2 protein-coding genes are annotated in these 2349 nt (G+C 42.0%); both read right to left on the reverse strand.

Going from position 1 to position 2349, the window contains the following annotated elements; all coding sequences use genetic code 11:
- Positions 1–35: 35 nt before the first annotated feature.
- Positions 36–899, reverse strand: a complete 864-nt coding sequence (locus CXF78_RS20575; RefSeq protein ID WP_102037804.1) for a tetratricopeptide repeat protein — start codon at positions 897–899, stop codon at positions 36–38.
- Between the two features lie 66 nt (positions 900–965).
- Positions 966–2349: molecular chaperone HtpG (htpG, locus tag CXF78_RS20580; RefSeq protein ID WP_102037805.1), on the reverse strand; the 1384-nt coding region annotated here is incomplete at its 5' end.

The raw sequence follows: 2349 nt of genomic DNA on the forward strand, positions 1-2349 counted from the left end.
CTAATAAGGCTTGTAACAAAAAGGCTTCAATTTGTTTAATACAACAAGGTATACAATTTACGGCGATATTGCTTGGCTAACGCATTGCCCTGACCTATCGCGGTTAAGATTTCCATGAAGACTTGTTTGATTTTCCCATCAGCAGCGTTCATATCTTTTTGTAAAATAACAAACAATAATTCAAGGGCTTCTTCATTACGTTGAGCTGCATTTAATGCTTTGGCCAAGATGATAACAGCGTCTACATTATCTGGCTGCTCTGCGAGATTTTGTTGCAGTTGACGAATTTCTGGAGTATCAGCCGCATCTTCCGCTAACGCTAATTTAGCCACTAAATTATGATAGTAACTGTCTTGATCCGCTAAACCTATACGGGCAAGTAACCCTTTTGCTTCCGCCAGTAAACCTTGCTGTAATGCTACATCTGTCATCACCAGTGCGACTTCAGGTGCTTGTTGTGCATCGATATAAATTGTTTTTAACTGTTCAGCAATGCGAGTTAAGTCTTCTGACGATAACTCGCCTTGGGCTAATAATTGCTTAACGTCATCAAACTCTTGTATCCACATCGGTGGTAAGTGTTTGTCGAGCAAATCACTAATCTGTTCCTGGCTTTGCGCCCCAGCAAAACCATCAATGGGTCTGCCTTTATCTAAAATTAATGTGGTCGGTACATTCTGAATTTGGAAGTAGTTAGCAATTTCTAACTCGGTTTCACAATCCACTTTAGCGAGAATAAATCGCCCACCTTGGCTATTGGCAAGATGTTCCAGCGTCTGCAACATTTGTACACTTTCGGGCTGCTGTTGCGCCCAAAATGCTAATACCACCATTTTTTGCATTGAGGTATCAACAACTTGTTGAATATTGTCTTTAGTAAGATTAATGAGGTAGTCCATATTGCCTCCGCAGAATGACAAAAACAAAAGCGGACTTATTGTCCGCTTTTACTGCTTAAATCGAGTTTACTTTACACTCGCCAATAACATCTGATTGGTGAGTTTAATAAACGCTGAAGGGTCTGCCAAACTGCCTTTCTCGGATAGCAAGGCCTGTTGTAATAACAAGTTAGCCCAATCAGCAAACAATTGCTCGTCAGTTTCGTTATTCAAATGCTCAACCAAAGGATGCGTTGGGTTAATCTCAAATGTTGGCTTAGACTCTGGCACAGGCTGACCAGCAGCTTGCATCAGTTTAATCATCTGCGTCGACATTTCACCTTCACCCGCGACCACACACGCTGGCGTGTCAGTTAGACGTGAAGTAACACGAACCTCAGAAACGCTGTCTGCTAACGCAGCTTTAACACGCTCAATTAAACCTTTAGACTCTTCAGCAACTTTGTCATGAGCTTCTTTATCAGCAGCATCTTCAAGTTCACCTAACTCTAAATCACCACGTGTCACTGAATGTAGCTTCTTGTCTTTGAACTCAGTTAAGTGATTAACCAACCACTCATCGATACGCTCAGACAATAACAATACTTCGATGCCTTTTTTACGCAGTAACTCAAGATGAGGACTATTAGCAGCAGCTTCATGACTGTCAGCAACGATATAATAAATCTTGTCTTGACCCGCTTTCATGCGCTCAATATAGGCCTCTAATGACACTGTTGTTGCGGCAGCGTTGTCATGAGTAGAAGCAAAACGCAATAAGCCTGCAATGCGTTCTTTGTTAGCAAAGTCTTCTGCAGGGCCTTCTTTTAATACTTGACCAAATTCAGCCCAGAAAGATTGATACTGTTCTGGCTCATCTTTAGCCAGCTTTTCCAGCATACCTAATACACGCTTGGTGATGCCCACGCGCATTGCTGTTGTTACTTGGTTATCTTGTAAGATTTCGCGAGATACGTTTAATGGCAAATCATTTGAATCGATTAATCCACGTACAAAGCGCAAGTATGTTGGTAAAAACTGTTCCGCTTCATCCATAATAAATACACGTTGAACAAACAGTTTCAAGCCATGCTTATGGTCGCGGTTCCACATATCCCAAGGTGCTTTGGCTGGGATGTACAGTAAACTGGTGTATTCTTGTTTACCTTCAACACGATTGTGAGACCATTTTAAAGCGTCGCTGTAATCGTGAGAAATGTGCTTGTAAAACTCTTGGTATTCTTCTTCAGTGATGTCTGACTTATTACGAGTCCAAAGCGCTGTCGCTTTGTTCATCACTTTCCACTCACCTTCCGTTGCCGCGACTTTCTCGCCATCAGGGCCGTCTGACTCAGGTGTACCTTCATTCCACATTTGTACTGGAACAGAGATATGATCAGAATACTTAGTGATAATTGAGCGTAAACGGTAATCGTCAGCAAATTCAGTTTCTTCGTCACGTAAATGCAGC

Source organism: Shewanella sp. 11B5 (assembly GCF_002836795.1).
Classification (GTDB): Bacteria; Pseudomonadota; Gammaproteobacteria; order Enterobacterales; family Shewanellaceae; genus Shewanella; species Shewanella frigidimarina.